Consider the following 14,200-nt stretch of genomic DNA (forward strand, 5'->3'; position numbering starts at 1 on the left):
AATTATGACGCTGAAAGTGGGCTTTATTGGCTTAGGTATCATGGGTAAACCAATGAGTAAAAACCTCATCAAAGCGGGTTACTCACTGGTGGTGTTAGACCGTAATTCAGACGCCGTGGCGGAAGTGATTTCAGCCGGTGCAGAAGCGGCCACCACGGCCAAAGCGGTTGCCGAGCAGTGCGATGTGATCATCACCATGCTGCCAAATTCCCCGCACGTAAAAGAAGTGGCGCTGGGCGAAAACGGCATCATCGACGGCGCGAAGCCGGGCCTGGTGGTGATCGACATGAGTTCCATTGCGCCACTGGCGAGCCGTGAAATTAGCGAGGCGCTGAAGGTGAAGGGCGTGGACATGCTGGACGCGCCGGTTAGCGGTGGCGAGCCAAAAGCCATCGACGGCACGCTGTCGGTGATGGTGGGCGGCGACAAGGCGATTTTCGACAAATATTACGACCTGATGAAAGCGATGGCGGGTTCCGTGGTGCATACCGGTGAAATCGGGGCGGGTAACGTCACCAAGCTGGCGAACCAGGTGATTGTCGCCCTGAACATTGCGGCGATGTCAGAAGCGCTGACCCTGGCCACCAAGGCGGGCGTAAACCCGGATCTGGTTTATCAGGCGATCCGCGGTGGCCTGGCGGGCAGCACCGTGCTGGATGCCAAAGCGCCGATGGTGATGGATCGTAACTTCAAGCCGGGTTTCCGCATCGACCTGCACATTAAGGATCTGGCGAACGCGCTGGACACCTCCCACGGCGTGGGCGCGCAGCTGCCGCTGACCGCGGCGGTGATGGAGATGATGCAGGCGCTGCGCGCGGACGGGCTGGGTACAGCCGACCACAGCGCCATCGCGTGCTACTACGAAAAACTGGCGAAAGTGGAAGTTGCTCGCTAATGACGTCCTGCCCGGTGGCGCTGCGCTTACCGGGCCTACGGTCCAGGCCGGATCCGTGCTGTAACAGGCTACAACTATGAAAATCGTAATCGCTCCAGACTCTTATAAAGAAAGCCTTTCTGCCACCGAGGTAGCTCAGGCGATAGAAAAAGGATTTCGGGAGATTTTTCCCGACGCACTTTATGTTTCTGTGCCTGTTGCTGACGGTGGAGAAGGTACGGTCGAAGCGATGATCGCCGCCACCCGGGGCACGGCACAGCACGCCGTCGTCACCGGCCCGCTGGGGGAAAAGGTCAACGCCTGCTGGGGGATGTCGGGCGATGGCAGCACCGCATTTATCGAGATGGCGGCGGCCAGCGGCCTGGCGCTAGTGCCCCCCGCGCAGCGTAACCCGCTCGTGACCACTTCACGCGGCACGGGGGAGCTTATCCTCAGCGCGCTGGATAAAGGCGCACGCAATATTATTATCGGCATTGGCGGCAGCGCCACCAACGATGGCGGCGCCGGTATGATGCAGGCGCTGGGTGCGAAGCTTACGGACGCCAACGGCACGGAGATCGGCTACGGCGGCGGCAGCCTGATGGCGCTTAACAGTATTGATGTATCAGGGCTGGATGCCCGGCTTAAGGGCTGCGCAATCCGCGTGGCCTGCGACGTCACCAATCCGCTGGTGGGGGAGAAGGGGGCATCACGCATCTTTGGTCCACAAAAAGGGGCGACCGAGGGGATGATCCTCGAACTGGACGCCAACCTCAGCCACTATGCGGACATGATCAAAAAATCCCTGCACATTGACGTTAAACACGTCCCGGGCGCAGGGGCCGCGGGCGGAATGGGAGCGGCCTTGATGGCTTTCCTCGGCGCGGAGCTCAAGAGCGGGATTGAGATTGTCACGCAGGCGCTTAACCTCGAAGAACATATCCACGACTGCACCTGGGTGTTGACGGGAGAAGGGCGCATCGACAGCCAGAGCATTCACGGCAAAGTGCCCGTTGGCGTAGCGAACGTCGCCAAAAAATACCATAAGCCGGTGATCGGCATTGCCGGTAGCCTGACGCAGGATGTCGGTGTCGTTCACCAGTACGGCATTGACGCGGTATTCAGCGTGCTGACCAGCATCGGCTCGCTCGAAGAGGCGTTTCGCAGCGCCTATGACAACATTTACCGCGCCTCGCGTAATATTGCCGCCACTTTACAGGTGGGGATGCACACCCAAGGGTGACAGCGGGGCGCAAACCCTCTATACTTCGCGCCGAAGCTGACCAGACAGTCGCCGCTTCGTCGTCGTCCCTTTCGGGGGAGACGGGCGGAGGGGAGGAAAGTCCGGGCTCCATAGGGCAGGGTGCCAGGTAACGCCTGGGGGGGAAACCCACGACCAGTGCAACAGAGAGCAAACCGCCGATGGCCCGCGCAAGCGGGATCAGGTAAGGGTGAAAGGGTGCGGTAAGAGCGCACCGCGCGGCTGGTAACAGTCCGTGGCACGGTAAACTCCACCCGGAGCAAGGCCAAATAGGGGTTCACATGGTACGGCCCGTACTGAACCCGGGTAGGCTGCTTGAGCCAGTGAGCGATTGCTGGCCTAGATGAATGACTGTCCACGACAGAACCCGGCTTATCGGTCAGCTTCAACTTTTTAAAGAACCCCGCTTCGGCGGGGTTTTTGCTTTCTGCACCATGATGCAATGTTTACAAACGAGACCAATTCTCAGTTTTGCGACATGAAGCACATTTCACTGTCTCGATGCTTAATGCATGCATTCATCCTCCATTGACGATCGCAATCACAAAATTTCCCGCTATAAAATGCGTTATTTGTAGTGTTTTGAGATTGTTAATATTGTTATTAAAATGGGCGTCATTGTTTTCTTATTTGATATGCATATATTGAAATCAAAAACATTTACCGCATGAATATGTGACCTGCTCCACTCTTTCCTTCATCATCGTAAAATTATTATTATCGTATTTGATAAATTACAAAAATGTTTTAAGTAAATAATGAATATTTATTAACCTTTAATTGTCTGAAAGTTAATCTTTATTGTTATTTAATATTTGAAGAAATTCACCGTGGTTATCGGCATAAAATAAATTTATTACTCCCTTTTTTGTTGATCAATATCAGCGTAATAGCGTATTTATATTTGTTTACTGTATTGATTTTAAAGGTTTTTATTGGTTTTTTGCAGCCAGCCGAATGAGTCCTAAAAGGTAAATTGTGAGTAACAGCACATACCCTCTTAAACACAATTAGGTAGAATCCGCTCCGTCATAGGGAAATAAGCGCAGAATATTATGAACACTATTATTCTACCGAAAACACAGCACCTCGTGGTATTTCAGGAAGTCATTAAAAGTGGCTCCATAGGTTCTGCGGCTAGACAGCTGGGCCTGACGCAGCCGGCGGTCAGCAAAATCATCAGCGATATCGAATCCTATTTCGGCGTGGAAGTGATGGTGCGTAAAAACACCGGCGTAAAACTCACTGCCGCAGGCCAGGTTCTGCTCTCGTACTCAGAGTCGATCACCCGCGAAATGAAGAATATGGTGAGCGAGATTAACAGCCTCAGTTTTAGCACCGTTATGGACGTCTCCTTTGGCTACCCGTCGCTGATTGGCTTCACCTTCCTCTCTGAGATGATCAAAAAATTCAAGGAAGTGTTCCCGAAAGCGCGCGTCTCGATGTATGAAGCACAGCTCTCGTCGTTCCTGCCCGCGATTCGCGACGGTCGTCTGGATTTTGCCATCGGCACGTTAAGCGACGAAATGCTGCTGCAGGATCTTCACGTCGAGCCGCTGTTTGAATCCGAGTTTGTGCTGGTCGCCAGCAAATCACGAACGTGCACCGGCCCGACGACACTGGCATTGCTCACGCACGAGCAGTGGGTGATGCCGCAAACCGATATGGGCTACTACAAAGAACTTCTGACCACCCTGCAAGACAACCACATCAGCATCGAAAACATCGTCCAGACCGACTCCGTCGTCACCATTTATAACCTTGTCCTGAATGCCGATTACCTGACGGTCATTCCCCGCGACATGATTGCGCCGTTCGGCTCCGACCAGTTTATTGTTCTGCCAGTGGAAGATGAATTGCCCGTGGCGCGTTATGCCGCGGTGTGGTCAAAAAATTACAGTATTAAGAAATCAGCGTCAGTATTAGTTGAGCTGGCGAAGCAATATTCGTCGATGAATATAGAAAGACGACGATGAATTTTTAGAACGTATTTTAAAAACACCCAGAGCTTATCTCTGTAACGCTCTGATACCCTGACTTTGCCTGAAAAGAATGAATTATTATAACGAGGATATTATGCACATTACCTACGATCTCCCGGTAACCATTGAAGATATTCAGGACGCTAGAAAACGACTGGCGGGAAAAGTTTATAAAACCGGTATGCCGCGCTCAAATTATCTCAGCGAACGCTGTAAGGGTGAGATATTCCTTAAGTTCGAAAATATGCAGCGTACCGGTTCATTCAAAATTCGCGGCGCGTTTAATAAGCTAAGCTCGCTGACCGATGCCGAAAAACGCAAGGGCGTTGTCGCCTGCTCTGCGGGCAACCACGCGCAGGGCGTGTCGCTCTCCTGCGCCATGCTCGGTATCGACGGCAAAGTGGTGATGCCGATGGGCGCGCCGAAGTCCAAGGTTGCCGCCACGCGCGACTACTCGGCTGAAGTGGTGCTCCACGGCGAGAACTTTAACGACACCATCGCCAAAGTGAGCGAAATCGTCGAGATGGAAGGGCGTATTTTTATTCCCCCTTACGATGATGCCAAAGTCATCGCCGGGCAGGGCACCATTGGTCTGGAAATTCTCGAAGATTTATATGACGTGGATAACGTCATTGTGCCTATCGGCGGCGGTGGCTTAATTGCCGGTATTGCCACGGCGATTAAGTCCATCAACCCGACCATTAATATTATCGGCGTGCAGTCTGAAAACGTTCACGGTATGGCGGCATCGTATCAGGCCGGTGAAATCATCAACCATCGCGTCACCGGAACATTAGCAGACGGTTGCGACGTTTCTCGTCCGGGTAATTTAACCTTCGAAATCGTTCGAGAATTAGTCGATGACATTGTGCTGGTGAGCGAGGACGACATTCGCAACAGCATGATTGCCCTTATTCAGCGAAATAAAGTCGTAACAGAAGGTGCCGGTGCGCTGGCCTGCGCGGCGTTATTAAGCGGCAAACTCGATCGCTATATTCAGGGCCGTAAAACCGTCTGCATTATTTCCGGCGGCAATATCGATCTCTCCCGTGTTTCCCAAATTACCGGCTTCGTTGACGCATAAAGGATGACCTATGAGCAACACAGAAAGCATTATCGTTGGCCAGACAAAAACGTCCACCTGGCGTAAGTCTGATACCACCTGGACGCTTGGCCTGTTTGGTACCGCGATTGGCGCGGGCGTGCTGTTCTTCCCCATTCGTGCAGGCTTTGGCGGCTTGATCCCCATCCTGCTGATGCTGGTTCTCGCCTTCCCGATTGCCTTTTACTGCCATCGGGCGCTGGCGCGCCTGTGTCTGTCCGGCAGCAACGTCTCCGGCAACATCACCGAAACGGTAGAAGAGCACTTCGGCAAGACCGGTGGGGTGGTGATCACCTTCCTCTACTTCTTCGCCATTTGCCCGCTGCTGTGGATTTACGGCGTCACTATTACCAATACGTTTATGACCTTTTGGGAAAACCAGCTCCAGCTGCCCGCACTGAACCGCGGCTTTGTGGCGCTGTTCCTGCTGCTGTTAATGGCCTTTGTTATCTGGTTCGGTAAAGACCTGATGGTGAAGGTGATGAGCTTCCTGGTGTTCCCGTTTATCGCCAGCCTGGTGTTGATTTCCCTGTCGCTGATCCCTTACTGGAACTCGGCGGTGATCGACCAGGTCAACCTGAGCGATATCGCCTTCACCGGTCATGACGGCATTCTGGTCACGGTGTGGCTGGGGATTTCCATCATGGTCTTCTCCTTCAACTTCTCGCCTATCGTCTCCTCGTTTGTGGTCTCCAAGCGCGAAGAGTACGAGCCGGAGTTCGGGAAAGAGTTTACCGAGCAGAAATGTTCCAAAATCATCGGTCGCGCCAGCCTGCTGATGGTGGCGGTGGTGATGTTCTTCGCCTTTAGCTGCCTGTTCACGCTCTCTCCGCAGAACATGGCGGAAGCCAAAGCGCAGAATATTCCGGTGCTCTCCTACCTGGCGAACCACTTCGCGTCGATGTCGGGAAGCAAATCCACGTTCGCAACGGTGCTGGAGTACGGCGCGTCCATCATCGCCCTGGTTGCCATCTTCAAATCCTTCTTCGGCCACTACCTGGGCACGCTGGAAGGGCTGAACGGCCTGGTCCTCAAGTTCGGCTACAAGGGCGACAAGAAGAAAGTCTCCATCGGCAAGCTGAACACCATCAGCATGATCTTCATCATGGGCTCCACCTGGGTTGTGGCCTACGCCAACCCGAACATTCTGGACCTTATTGAAGCCATGGGAGCGCCGATCATCGCCTCTCTGCTGTGCCTGCTGCCGATGTACGCCATCCGCAAGGCACCGGCGCTGGCGAAATACAAAGGCCGCACCGAGAACATCTTCGTTACCGTGGTCGGCCTGCTGACCATTCTGAACATCGTTTACAAACTGTTCTAACCCAAAGCTCAGGAAGAGCGGAGTCACATGATGATTGAGTTTCCGGTAGTACTGGTTATTAACTGCGGATCGTCCTCCGTTAAGTTTTCGGTGCTCGACGCAAGCAGCTGCGATGCCCTGATGACGGGGATTGCAGACGGTATCAACACCGAGAAGGCCTTTATTTCCGTGAACGGGGGTGAGCCAGTCGGACTGGCTCACCAGGACTACGAAGGGGCGCTGGCCGCCATCGCCCTGGAGCTGGAGAAGCGCGACCTGATGAGCAGCGTGGCCTTAATTGGCCACCGCATCGCTCACGGCGGCGACCTCTTCAGCGAGTCGACCCTGATTACGGAACAGGTTATCGAGCAGATCCGCCAGGTTTCCCCGCTGGCGCCGCTGCACAACTACGCCAACCTGGGCGGCGTGGAAGCGGCAGAGCGCCTGTTCCCGGGCGTGCAGCAGGTGGCGGTATTTGACACCAGCTTCCACCAGACGCTGCCCCCGCAGGCGTATCTGTACGGCCTGCCGTACCGCTATTTCGAAGAGCTTGGCGTGCGCCGCTACGGCTTCCACGGCACTTCTCACCGCTACGTCGCCGCGCAGGCGCATACGCTTCTCGGGCTGTCCCCCGATGACAGCGGCCTGGTGATTGCCCATCTCGGTAACGGGGCGTCCATCTGCGCGGTGCGCAACGGGGAAAGCGTCGATACCTCGATGGGGATGACGCCGCTGGAAGGGCTGGTGATGGGGACGCGCTGCGGCGACGTGGACTTTGGCGCGATGGCGTGGATTGCCCAGCAGACCGGCCAGTCGTTCGAGGATCTGGAGCGCGTGGTCAACAAAGAGTCCGGGTTGCTGGGGATCTCCGGCATCTCCTCTGATTTACGCGCGCTGGAGAAAGCCTGGCACGAGGGCAACGAGCGTGCGCAGCTGGCGATCCAGACCTTCGTCCACCGCATTGCGCGGCACATTGCGGGTCACGCGGCGTCGCTGCACCGTCTGGATGGCGTGGTGTTTACCGGCGGCATCGGTGAAAACTCGACGCTCATTCGCGAGCTGGTGGCAGAGCATCTGAAGGTCTTTGGCATCATTCTTGATGAAGCCAAAAATGCGCTTCCGGGCAGCGCGGGTGAGCGCGTGATCTCTACAGATGCCTCCCGCACGGCCTGCGCGGTGATCCCAACCAATGAAGAAAAAATGATCGCGCTGGACGCCCTCCGTCTTGGGAAGGTCATTCCGGCTGCGGCTTACGCCTGATTAAGCGAGAAACGCATGAAAGTAACAATCGATACGGGCGTCGCGCCCTACAGCGACGCATGGGCCGGGTTTCGCGGTGAAGAATGGAAAAACGCCGTTAACGTGCGCGATTTTATTCAGCATAACTACACCCCTTATGAAGGCGATGAGGCTTTCCTCGCGCAGGCGACGCCAGCAACGACGGCGCTGTGGCAGAAGGTGATGGTTGGCATTCGCCAGGAGAATGCTACCCACGCACCGGTGGATTTTGACACCAACGTCGCCACCACCATTACCGCCCACGGGCCGGGCTATATTGACCAGGAGCTTGAGACGATCGTCGGCCTGCAAACCGATAAGCCGCTCAAGCGTGCGCTGCATCCGTACGGTGGGATCAATATGATCCGCAGCTCGTTCGACGCCTACGGTCGCGAGATGGATCCGCAGTTCGAGTACCTGTTTACCGACCTGCGCAAAACCCACAACCAGGGCGTGTTTGACGTCTACTCCCCGGAGATGATGCGCTGCCGTAAATCCGGCGTGCTGACCGGTCTGCCGGACGGCTACGGGCGGGGGCGCATCATCGGCGACTATCGCCGCGTGGCGCTGTACGGTATCAGCTATCTGGTGCGCGAGCGTGAGCTGCAGTTCGCCGATCTGCAGGGCAGGCTGGAGCGCGGTGAAGATCTGGAGGCCACCATCCGCCTGCGCGAAGAGCTGGCGGAGCACAGGCGTGCGCTGCTGCAGATCCAGCAGATGGCGGCGAACTACGGCTTTGATATCTCCCGCCCGGCGATGAACGCCCAGGAAGCGGTACAGTGGGTCTATTTTGCCTACCTTGCCGCGGTGAAATCCCAGAACGGCGGGGCAATGTCGCTGGGGCGCACGGCCTCGTTCCTCGATATCTACATTGAACGCGATATGCAGGCGGGGCGGCTGAGCGAGGTGCAGGCGCAGGAGCTGATCGACCACTTCATCATGAAGATCCGCATGGTGCGCTTCCTGCGCACGCCGGAGTTCGACACGCTCTTCTCCGGCGATCCGATCTGGGCGACGGAAGTGATCGGCGGCATGGGGCTGGACGGCCGCACGCTGATCACCAAAAACAGCTTCCGCTATCTGCACACGCTGCACACCATGGGGCCCGCGCCGGAGCCGAACCTGACGATCCTCTGGTCCGAACGGCTGCCGATCGCGTTCAAGAAATACGCCGCGCAGATGTCGATCGACACCTCGTCCCTGCAGTATGAGAACGACGATCTGATGCGCGCCGACTTCAACAGCGACGATTACGCTATCGCCTGCTGCGTCAGTCCGATGATCATCGGCAAGCAGATGCAGTTCTTTGGCGCGCGAGCCAACCTCGCCAAAACGCTGCTGTACGCGATCAACGGCGGGGTGGATGAGAAGCTGAAGATCCAGGTCGGGCCAAAAACCGCTCCGCTGCTGGACGACGTGCTGGATTACGACACCGTAATGGCGAGCCTGGATCACTTTATGGACTGGCTGGCGGTGCAGTACATCAGCGCGCTGAACCTCATTCACTACATGCATGACAAGTACAGCTACGAAGCCTCGCTGATGGCGCTGCACGATCGCGACGTCTATCGCACCATGGCCTGCGGCATTGCCGGGCTGTCGGTGGCGGCGGATTCCCTGTCGGCCATCAAATACGCCACGGTAAAACCGGTGCGCGACCACACCGGTCTGGCGGTTGATTTCGTGATTGAGGGGGACTATCCGCAGTACGGCAACAACGACGATCGCGTGGACAGTATCGCCTGCGATCTGGTCGAGCGCTTTATGAAGAAAATTCAGGCGCTGCCGACATACCGCAACGCGGTCCCGACCCAGTCGATCCTGACCATCACCTCCAACGTGGTTTACGGGCAAAAGACCGGGAATACGCCGGACGGACGCCGCGGCGGCACGCCGTTTGCGCCAGGCGCGAACCCGATGCACGGCCGCGACAGAAAGGGGGCCGTGGCCTCGTTAACCTCGGTCGCCAAGCTGCCGTTCACCTACGCGAAAGACGGGATCTCCTATACCTTCTCCATCGTGCCGCAGGCGCTGGGCAAGGATCGGCTGGTGCGCAAAACCAACCTGGTGGGGCTGCTGGACGGGTACTTCCACCACGAGACCGCCATTGAGGGCGGGCAGCACCTGAACGTCAACGTGATGAACCGGGAGATGCTGCTGGATGCGATTGCCCATCCGGAGAACTACCCGAACCTGACGATCCGCGTGTCAGGCTATGCGGTGCGGTTTAACGCCCTGACGCGCGAGCAGCAGCAGGACGTGATATCGAGGACGTTTACGCAGGCGATGTGAGATATGTCATTTAGCCCCCTTTCCTGAAAGGGGGCGTTTCTAATCCAGCAGAGCGCTGGCATCGTCGAAGCGCCGGTACCACTTCATGGTCGACTCATTATTAAATTGGTGGTTCTCATATGACGAGTAAAAATGCAGCGAGCGGGGTTCATCGTAGCGAACCGGCTTGATGATTTGATTTATCTTCACCAGTAACGGGGGAAGGCCTTCTGTTTTCATCTCTCCTAGTGACGGAGGTAATTCACCGGCTTTCATAATTACCCCGTTGTTATAGGAGAGCTGGCTGATTTCCGGTGTTTTCGCCAGGTGCCGCGAGACGGCGTCTTCTCCGCCGAGTTTTTCCAGCCAGGGTTTACCCAGAATGGTGTACCAGCAGGCACCTTTCAGACCAATGACAGCAGCACCACCTTCCAGCGTACCAATGGAATCCACCATCACCCCGGAAAAACGCTGCGCCAGGGCATATTCATACGGAAACATGCGCTCAAAGGCGTAGGGCAGGATGAACGACAGCCCGGCATAGCCGCTTTCCACTTCGAAGGTATTGCACAGCCACAGCAGCCAGGATTCATACCGTTCCTTACCGTCCGGCTCTTTCAGCAGGGAGAGGGGAAAGACCAGTTTTATAACGGAGCGGTTATTTTCATTATGGAATACCCTTTCCCCCATGATAAGAATTCCGTAGTCCGAAGCCAGATATGACTCCGTCGCAGAACTTAGCACCCAGTCAAAAATTTCTTCAGGCGTCGAGTTTAGAATGGCCTGCTTCTGTCTGGCATAATTGTTTTCGGTGATTTTTGTCCATTTCTTTACCGGCAGCGTTTTCTTGAGATACGGCTTAAATTCACCGTAATAACGATCCACGCACTCCACCATTTTGCGGCGAACCTCCGGCGTATGACCGTTTCTAAAGAACACGGTGATAATCAGTCCGAGGTTCACCGCCGGGCTGCCGTCTTTATATTTCACCGATGCTTCCGGCAGCCATTTTTCGATATAGTCGAGTTCCATCTCTTGTTTCTCTTATTCCGGAATAATAAATACGCTGCCCTTATCGTCACGCTTAAGCAGCGACCAGCAGGCGCGGTGTTTTTTGCCGTACTTGTCTTCAAAGGCGGGCATCTGCTGCCCTTCCCGGGTCTGAATATACTCCGTTGTGCCGTTAACGATGGCGGCCCACTGTCCGGCGTGCGGGGCGGTTTCATCGGTCCAGCAGGTAATGCGTACCGGCTCAGATGAGGTTGCGGGCTCCTCGCTGTCCAGCAGGGCGCTGGCATCGTCGAAGCGGGCAAACCATTTCATGGAGGATTCTTCATCAAACTGGAGGTTTTCATATTCTGAATAGAAATGCAGCCCCTTATGCCCGTCATAACGAACAGGGAGAATAATCTGGTTTATTTTTACCAGTAATGGAGGAAGACCTTCCGTTTGCTTTTCGCCAAGTGGAGGAGGTAGCTCACCGGCTTTCATAATTACCCCGTTGTTATAGGAAAGCAGGCTGATTTCCGGTGTTTTCACCAGGCGCCGAGAGACGGCGTCTTCTCCGCCGAGCTTTTCCAGCCAGGGCGTACCCAGAATGGTATACCAGCAGGCACCTTTGAGGCCTTCAACCGCTTCCCCGCCTTCCAGGGTGCCCAGAGAGTCCACCATCACGCCGGAAAAACGCTGCGCCAGGGCATATTCATACGGAAACATGCGCTCAAAGGCGTAGGGCAGAACGAACGACAGCCCCGCATAGCCGCTTTCCACTTCGAAGGTATTGCACAGCCACAGCAGCCAGGATTCATACCGTTCCTTACCGTCCGGCTCTTTCAGCAGGGAGAGGGGAAAGATCAGCTTAATAACGGAGCGGTTATTTTCATTGTGGAAAATACGTTTTCCCATAATAAGAATTCCGTAATCCGGTGCCAGATATGACTCAGATGCAGAACTCAGTACCCAGTCAATAATTTCCTCAGGAGTGGAGTCCAGAATGGTATGCTTTTGTCTGGCATAATTGTTTTCGGTGATTTTAGTCCATTTCTTTACCGGCAGCGTTTTCTTGAGATGCGGCTTAAATTCACCGTAATAACGATCCACGCACTCCACCATTTTGCGGCGAACCTCCGGCGTATGACCGTTTTTAAAGAACACGGTGATAATCAGCCCGAGGTTCACCGCCGGGCTGCCGTCTTTATATTTGACCGACGCTTCCGGCAGCCATTTTTCGATATAGTTTAGTTCCAGATCCTTTAACATCCTCACTCCTTATTATTGTGCTGCCGCCAAGGTGGTTCCTGTTCCGAGGACCGCTGCCAGCGCCCCCCAGGCGCTTATCGCCAGGCGTACAATCAGTAAAAACGCGCCGATAATGGCTTCCGGGATGCCCAGCGTCACTACCAGCGCCCCGACGCCGACCGCCACCAGAATGACCCCTATGGCGATAGCTGCATCGGTCAGCACCTGCACCCAGTCCACCTGTTTTAACATCTCCAGCGTCATATCCGTTGCCTGCTGGATCTCCCGCCAGGCAGCACGTAGCTGTGCGTCCGTCCAGTAGGCCACTGTACGACCGGTCCGGCTCGCCCAGTGCCATGCCTGGCTGCCCTGCGAATAGACCCATTCGCCGCTGTCGTTCAGCCAGCCAGCAACTCGCTGGAGTTTCTGCTGCATCTCTTTTGACAGCGCATTCCAGCCCTCAGCGATGCCGCGAATGGCTCCTTCACTGAGATCGGCAACGGTATCACTGGCATGTGTCCATGGCTGGATTTTGGCAGGCACTGGTGCATTCGGCGGGCGTGGGGTGAAAATGGGGGGATAGAGGAATAGCGGCCAGTATTTCGCTCCACTTTTCACCCAGTTCTGTAGCGTCACGTTGACCACCTGATCGCTCCACTGCTGCTCCTGAGGGCGACAGTCGTGGATCTCCAGAATGGTCATTTTCTTACGGGCACCGCCAACAATCAGCATATAATCTTCGTACTGGCCTTGCTTAAACTCATCCTCCGGAAACTTCACCTCCACCAGCCGCTCCAGATTATCGGCGTGCAGGTTGCCTTCGGTATCCGCTCCAGCCAGCCCCGGCCAGCGGTCCTTCCTGTTCTTCACAATGATCACGTCCGGACGGCGATAAATACCTTTTCCCGATTCGGGGAAGGGGTTGGTGGTATGCCGCCTGCCCGGCCCTGTCTGCGTGCTGCTAAGATAAGGGCGGGGCGGCGTGGTGCGGATATCAAACGGTACTTCCGCTTTGTACCACCAGTAATATTTTGCCGCGATTTCATCTGCGCGGATAAGCCCGCTCATCATTAGCTGCTTCAGGCTCATCTGATAGCTTTTGCCGTTACGACGAACTTTTGCCGACAGGCGAGGAAAACGCATCGCATATTCCACCTTGATATGCAGATATTGACGGTTGTTCTCCGTCGGCAGCTGCGACTGCTTTTCCACCATCTCCACGCCTGTGGTGGTACAGTCCCACGGCTGGTTGTTTTTGCCTGAGGGGATATCGGGTGAATCAGGCGATGTGGGTAAATCTGGTAGTTCCATCATGGCTGCTCCCTGAGTTCAGTTTCCATTTGTTGCTCTGAGCCGTCACCAATAAACCACAGCATTTCCTGCGGCTGCGGTTTTTTCTGCACAACGTGTAGTTCGACATTTTCCTGAGTGCGGGTATAGACAGGCACCGTTTTCCCCTCTTCGTCGGTATAACCCGTCGCTATCTGTCCAGAAGGTGTTGTGAGTCTGTAAGGTTTTCCCGCCAGCAGGGTGCCGTGCTCATCCTGTAACTGGTAGATTGCGGAATAGATATACGAGGTGCCCAACCGGGGCATCTTTAATGGCATGTCTGACGCTGCTGCCGCCATCGTCCGCTTCACTTTGCGCATATACGTCGCCGTCGTGCCGTACTCGACTTTTCCCGCCTCCAGCCGCAGGTAGCTCCCCCCGCCGATAAGCGTGATGCGTTTTTTCCCGGCAAACGAGATGTCGCTCGCCGAGCTTATCGTCAGCTTCTTCTCTGCAAACAGCCTCATATTGCCGTTCTGCGCCTGCACCTCCACCGGGCCCTCGCTGGCCTTCAGGCTCAGTTGTCCGGTGCGGGCAAACAGACCGAGCTTTTCTCCGGCGA

11 protein-coding genes and 1 other RNA gene are annotated in these 14,200 nt (G+C 55.5%); 8 read left to right on the plus strand and 4 right to left on the minus strand.

Annotated features, from left to right (window positions below):
• The first annotated feature begins 4 nt into the window (after window positions 1-4).
• The 8 genes from garR (at window position 5) to pflB (ending at window position 10,092) form a co-directional block, all read left to right on the plus strand.
• The gene (garR, locus tag E0L20_RS19295) at window positions 5-895 is read left to right on the plus strand and encodes a 2-hydroxy-3-oxopropionate reductase (RefSeq protein ID WP_131635347.1); all 891 of its coding nucleotides are present in this window, start codon (window positions 5-7) and stop codon (window positions 893-895) included.
• Between the two features lie 76 nt (window positions 896-971).
• Window positions 972-2,117, plus strand: a complete 1,146-nt coding sequence (gene garK, locus E0L20_RS19300; RefSeq protein WP_131635348.1) for a glycerate 2-kinase — start codon at window positions 972-974, stop codon at window positions 2,115-2,117.
• A gap of 32 nt (window positions 2,118-2,149) precedes the next feature.
• Window positions 2,150-2,526: RNase P RNA component class A (gene rnpB, locus E0L20_RS19305), an RNA gene on the plus strand.
• 664 nt (window positions 2,527-3,190) lie between these two features.
• Window positions 3,191-4,111: a transcriptional regulator TdcA gene (gene tdcA / locus E0L20_RS19310; protein ID WP_131635349.1), complete on the plus strand. Its 921-nt coding sequence runs from the start codon at window positions 3,191-3,193 to the stop codon at window positions 4,109-4,111.
• 100 nt (window positions 4,112-4,211) lie between these two features.
• The gene (gene tdcB / locus E0L20_RS19315) at window positions 4,212-5,201 is read left to right on the plus strand and encodes a bifunctional threonine ammonia-lyase/L-serine ammonia-lyase TdcB (RefSeq protein ID WP_131635350.1); all 990 of its coding nucleotides are present in this window, start codon (window positions 4,212-4,214) and stop codon (window positions 5,199-5,201) included.
• A gap of 10 nt (window positions 5,202-5,211) precedes the next feature.
• Window positions 5,212-6,543, plus strand: a complete 1,332-nt coding sequence (tdcC, locus tag E0L20_RS19320) for a threonine/serine transporter TdcC (protein WP_131635351.1) — start codon at window positions 5,212-5,214, stop codon at window positions 6,541-6,543.
• Window positions 6,544-6,573: 30 nt separating this feature from the next.
• The gene (gene tdcD, locus E0L20_RS19325) at window positions 6,574-7,782 is read left to right on the plus strand and encodes a propionate kinase (RefSeq protein WP_131635359.1); all 1,209 of its coding nucleotides are present in this window, start codon (window positions 6,574-6,576) and stop codon (window positions 7,780-7,782) included.
• Window positions 7,783-7,797: 15 nt separating this feature from the next.
• Window positions 7,798-10,092 carry a formate C-acetyltransferase gene (gene pflB / locus E0L20_RS19330; protein WP_131635352.1) on the plus strand — a complete coding sequence of 765 codons (2,295 nt, stop codon included), beginning with the start codon at window positions 7,798-7,800 and terminating at the stop codon, window positions 10,090-10,092.
• Window positions 10,093-10,131: 39 nt separating this feature from the next.
• On the opposite strand, the gene E0L20_RS19335 is transcribed toward pflB, so the two are convergent.
• The 4 genes from E0L20_RS19335 to E0L20_RS19350 all read right to left on the minus strand — a co-directional run.
• Window positions 10,132-11,103: a DUF3396 domain-containing protein gene (locus E0L20_RS19335; protein ID WP_131635353.1), complete on the minus strand. Its 972-nt coding sequence runs from the start codon at window positions 11,101-11,103 to the stop codon at window positions 10,132-10,134.
• 12 nt (window positions 11,104-11,115) lie between these two features.
• On the minus strand, window positions 11,116-12,330 hold the full coding sequence (locus E0L20_RS19340) for a DUF3396 domain-containing protein (protein WP_131635354.1): 1,215 nt from the start codon (window positions 12,328-12,330) through the stop codon (window positions 11,116-11,118).
• A gap of 12 nt (window positions 12,331-12,342) precedes the next feature.
• The gene (locus E0L20_RS19345; protein WP_131635360.1) at window positions 12,343-13,620 is read right to left on the minus strand and encodes a VRR-NUC domain-containing protein; all 1,278 of its coding nucleotides are present in this window, start codon (window positions 13,618-13,620) and stop codon (window positions 12,343-12,345) included.
• Window positions 13,620-14,200, minus strand: a 581-nt coding sequence (locus E0L20_RS19350; RefSeq protein ID WP_131635355.1) for a DUF2345 domain-containing protein, incomplete at its 5' end; no start/stop codon positions are given. The genes E0L20_RS19345 and E0L20_RS19350, both read right to left, overlap by 1 nt.

Source organism: Enterobacter wuhouensis (assembly GCF_004331265.1).
GTDB lineage: Bacteria > Pseudomonadota > Gammaproteobacteria > Enterobacterales > Enterobacteriaceae > Enterobacter > Enterobacter wuhouensis.

Excerpts from the sequence above, each read along its gene's own strand:
- garR (WP_131635347.1), top strand. The coding sequence starts at position 5 with ATGACGCTGAAAGTGGGCTTTATTGGCTTAGGTATCATGGGTAAACCA.
- garK (WP_131635348.1), top strand. The coding sequence starts at position 972 with ATGAAAATCGTAATCGCTCCAGACTCTTATAAAGAAAGCCTTTCTGCC.
- tdcA (WP_131635349.1), top strand. The coding sequence starts at position 3,191 with ATGAACACTATTATTCTACCGAAAACACAGCACCTCGTGGTATTTCAG.
- tdcB (WP_131635350.1), top strand. The coding sequence starts at position 4,212 with ATGCACATTACCTACGATCTCCCGGTAACCATTGAAGATATTCAGGAC.
- tdcC (WP_131635351.1), top strand. The coding sequence starts at position 5,212 with ATGAGCAACACAGAAAGCATTATCGTTGGCCAGACAAAAACGTCCACC.
- tdcD (WP_131635359.1), top strand. The coding sequence starts at position 6,574 with ATGATTGAGTTTCCGGTAGTACTGGTTATTAACTGCGGATCGTCCTCC.
- pflB (WP_131635352.1), top strand. The coding sequence starts at position 7,798 with ATGAAAGTAACAATCGATACGGGCGTCGCGCCCTACAGCGACGCATGG.
- E0L20_RS19335 (WP_131635353.1), bottom strand. The coding sequence starts at position 11,103 with ATGGAACTCGACTATATCGAAAAATGGCTGCCGGAAGCATCGGTGAAA.
- E0L20_RS19340 (WP_131635354.1), bottom strand. The coding sequence starts at position 12,330 with ATGTTAAAGGATCTGGAACTAAACTATATCGAAAAATGGCTGCCGGAA.
- E0L20_RS19345 (WP_131635360.1), bottom strand. The coding sequence starts at position 13,620 with ATGGAACTACCAGATTTACCCACATCGCCTGATTCACCCGATATCCCC.